This window comes from Pseudoalteromonas sp. CO109Y (genome assembly GCF_004208935.1).
In the GTDB taxonomy this organism is placed as follows: Bacteria; Pseudomonadota; Gammaproteobacteria; order Enterobacterales; family Alteromonadaceae; genus Pseudoalteromonas; species Pseudoalteromonas shioyasakiensis.
In genome coordinates, this window is the sequence record NZ_SGPD01000036.1 from 1 (window position 1) to 3,934 (window position 3,934).

At 42.9% G+C, this 3,934-nt stretch carries 2 protein-coding genes; both read left to right on the forward strand.

Annotated features, from left to right (window positions below):
* The first annotated feature begins 410 nt into the window (after positions 1–410).
* Positions 411–3,119 (forward strand): preprotein translocase subunit SecA, encoded by a 2,709-nt coding sequence (secA, locus tag EXT43_RS14100; protein ID WP_055022436.1) that lies wholly within the window; start codon positions 411–413, stop codon positions 3,117–3,119.
* 62 nt (positions 3,120–3,181) lie between these two features.
* Complete coding sequence (gene mutT / locus EXT43_RS14105; protein ID WP_130167252.1) at positions 3,182–3,583, forward strand: 8-oxo-dGTP diphosphatase MutT; 402 nt, start codon at positions 3,182–3,184, stop codon at positions 3,581–3,583.
* Positions 3,584–3,934 lie beyond the last annotated feature (351 nt).

Here is a 3,934-nt window from a genome sequence, read left to right on the forward strand (position 1 = left end):
ACTAACCACTAACCACTAACCACTAACCACTAACCACTAACCACTAACCACTAACCACTAACCACTAACCACTAACCTGCTTTTTTCTCCCCTGATCTTGATTTTATTCTTATTGTCGCCATATCTACTCAGTAATCTTGTTTTCACCCTTTTTATGGGGTTAGATCAAAGATTATGGCTGATTTTTAAATTTTCTTGCCGAAATTCCATATCTTCATAAACAGAAGGTTTGATGTTGCGCAGACTCTGGTATGATAGCGCACGAAATAAGCGGTGTTTTGAACAGCGTACTGATAAATTGTTAATTAATATGCCCTACATCATGAGCATAAGCGCATATTAATTATCAATTGAAGAAAGTGGGTTAGCTAATGACTAGCTAACAAAGAATACATTGTAACGGTTTTATCATGATATCTAATTTATTTACCAAGATTTTTGGTAGTCGCAATGACCGCACTATTAAAAACCTAAGAAAGACGGTCGCTCTAATTAATGCGCTTGAAAAGCAATTAGAAGCGCTTTCTGATGAAGATTTAAAAGCAAAAACAGCTGAATTTAGAGAGCGTTACGATAACGGACAAAGCCTAGATGACATTTTGCCAGAAGCATTTGCTGTGGTACGTGAAGCATCTAAGCGTGTAAATGGCATGCGTCACTTCGACGTACAGCTACTGGGTGGTATGGTTTTACATCAAGGTCGCATCGCAGAAATGCGTACCGGTGAAGGTAAAACACTAACAGCAACGTTACCTGCATACCTTCGTGGTCTAACAGGTAAAGGTGTTCACGTAATTACTGTGAACGACTACCTTGCAAAACGTGACGCTGAAACTAACCGCCCATTATTTGAGTTCTTAGGCCTAACAGTAGGCTGTAACGTACCAGGCATGATGCCACAGCAAAAGAAAATCGCTTACGCTGCCGACATCACTTACGGTACAAATAACGAATTTGGCTTTGATTATCTGCGCGATAACATGGCATTTAGCATTGAAGAGCGTGTACAACGCCCACTTTACTATGCCGTAGTGGATGAGGTGGATTCAATCCTAATCGATGAAGCGCGTACGCCGCTGATTATCTCAGGCCCAGCTGAAGACAGCTCTGAGCTTTACATCGAAATCAACAAAATTGTGCCTGACCTAGAGCTTCAAGAAAAAGAAGATGAAGAAGGCGTTGAAGGCGACGGCGATTACACGATCGATGAAAAGTCTAAGCAAGTTCACCTTACAGAGCGTGGTCAAATTAAAGTTGAAGAGCTACTAATTGAGCGCGGCTTAATTCAAGAAGGTGATTCACTTTACTCTGCTTCAAGCATCACATTATTAAGCCATGTGTATGCGGCACTTCGTGCTCACAAGCTTTATCAAAAAGACGTTGATTACGTTGTTAAAGAAAACGAAGTTATCATCGTTGATGAGCACACAGGCCGTACAATGGAAGGTCGTCGTTGGTCAGAAGGTTTGCACCAAGCTGTTGAAGCAAAAGAAGGTGTACGCATTCAAAACGAAAACCAAACATTGGCATCAATCACATTCCAAAACTACTTCCGTTTATACGACACGCTAGCGGGTATGACAGGTACAGCAGACACAGAAGCGTTTGAATTCCAGTCTATCTATGGTCTAGACACAGTAGTAATGCCAACGAACAAGCCGATGATCCGTGACGATCGTGCTGACCTTGTCTATCTAACACAAGAAGAAAAGTACGAAGCAATCCTTGCTGATATCAAAGATTGCCAAGAACGTGGTCAACCGGTACTTGTGGGTACTATTTCAATCGAAAGTTCTGAGTACTTATCGCAGTTCTTACGTAAAGAAAAAATTAAGCACAACGTACTTAATGCTAAGTTCCACGCGCAAGAAGCAGACATTGTTGCCGATGCCGGTTTACCTGGCACAGTAACTATTGCAACTAACATGGCCGGTCGTGGTACCGATATCGTGTTAGGTGGTAACTGGAACAGCGAAGTTGAAAAGCTAGAAAACCCAACTGATGAACAAATTAAAGCGATTAAAGATGAGTGGCAAAAACGTCACGATGCAGTAATCGAAGCAGGTGGTCTACACATCATTGGTACTGAGCGTCACGAATCTCGTCGTATCGATAACCAGTTACGTGGTCGTTCTGGTCGTCAAGGTGATGCTGGTTCAAGCCGTTTCTACCTATCAATGGACGATGCGCTAATGCGTATTTTCGCTGGTGAGCGCATGACTAACATGATGCGTAAACTAGGTATGCAACGCGGTGAAGCGATTGAGCACCCTTGGGTTAACCGTGCAATCGAAAACGCGCAACGCAAAGTTGAAGCACGTAACTTCGACGTTCGTAAGCAATTACTTGAGTACGATGACGTAGCAAACGACCAACGTCGTGTTGTTTACTCGCAACGTAACGAGCTACTTGAAGAAGGCGATATTTCAGAAACTATCACTGCAATTCGCGGCGATGTGCTAAATGGTGTGATTGACCAATTCATTGCACCGCAAAGCCTTGCTGAAATGTGGGATATCCCAGGTCTTGAAGAACGCTTAAAACAAGATTTCTTAATCGAGCTGCCAATTTCACAATGGCTAGCTGACGATAGCAAACTATACGAAGAGAAACTTCGTGAGCGTATCGAAGAAGCGGTTGAGCAAGCGTACAAGCAAAAAGAAGAGATGGTAGGCGAGTCTGTACTACGTCAATTCGAAAAAGCGATTATGCTACAAAGCCTAGACCAACATTGGAAAGATCACTTAGCTGCGATGGACCACCTTCGTCAAGGTATCCACTTACGTGGTTACGCACAGAAGAATCCTAAGCAAGAGTACAAGCGCGAGTCGTTCGAGCTATTCTCTGAAATGCTAGAGAACTTAAAAGTCGACGTTGTGGGTATTTTAAGTAAAGTACAAGTTCGCGCTGAAGAAGATGTTGAGAAAGTTGAAGAGCAACATCGCCGTAGCGAAAATGCACCACGTGAATACCAACATGAAGAAGCTGAGCACATCGGTGGCGAAACACCAGAAGGTGCTGTAGTTACACAACGTGCAGAGCCAAAAGTAGGCCGTAACGAGCCGTGTCCTTGTGGTTCAGGTAATAAATATAAGCAGTGTTGCGGTAAATTAAAATAACCAAAACACGGTGATAAAAAGCGACGCTTGCGTCGCTTTTTTTATGATTAAGGAAACAACAAATGACTAAAAAAGTAGTGCATGTTGCTGTTGGCGTTATTTATAAAGATCAGCAATTATTTATATGTAAGCGCCCAGACGACAAACATCAAGGCGGATTATGGGAATTCCCAGGCGGCAAAGTAGAGCAGGGCGAAAGCGTATTTGCAGCTTTACAGCGCGAGCTGTTAGAAGAAGTAAACCTAACAGTAAACGGCAGTGAAGAGCTAATGGTTATCGAACATGACTACGGCGATAAATGCGTACGTTTAGATGTGCACATTGTTGATGATTTCACAGGCACGGCCCATGGCGCAGAAGGCCAACAAGGCAAATGGGTCGCTCTCAGCGAGCTTGATGATTACAGCTTCCCAGCCGCGAATGTTGAGATCATCGAAAAGATAAAGCAGAAGTACGAGCAGTAACAGCCGTCAGCTTTCAGCTGTCAGTTTCTAGCTGAGCGGCATTGTTTGCGGGTTCTTTATTAATTTGCAGACTTGGTGATGAATGTAAGACGCGCCAAGCAAGCGTGACGCCTACGTTTGATGTAGGCGTGAAATTTATTTCGCGCGGAGGTTATATAATAGAGGTTAGTTTTTAGTAGTTAGATTTCAGAAGCCAGATCAGATCGAGAGGGTGGTTTTATTTTTTGTGTAATTAAACAAAGAACTTGCTACACATGAATTGTACTTTACTTTGTCTAACCACTAACCACTAACCACTAACCACTAACCACTAACCACTAACCACTAACCACTAACCACTAACCACTAACC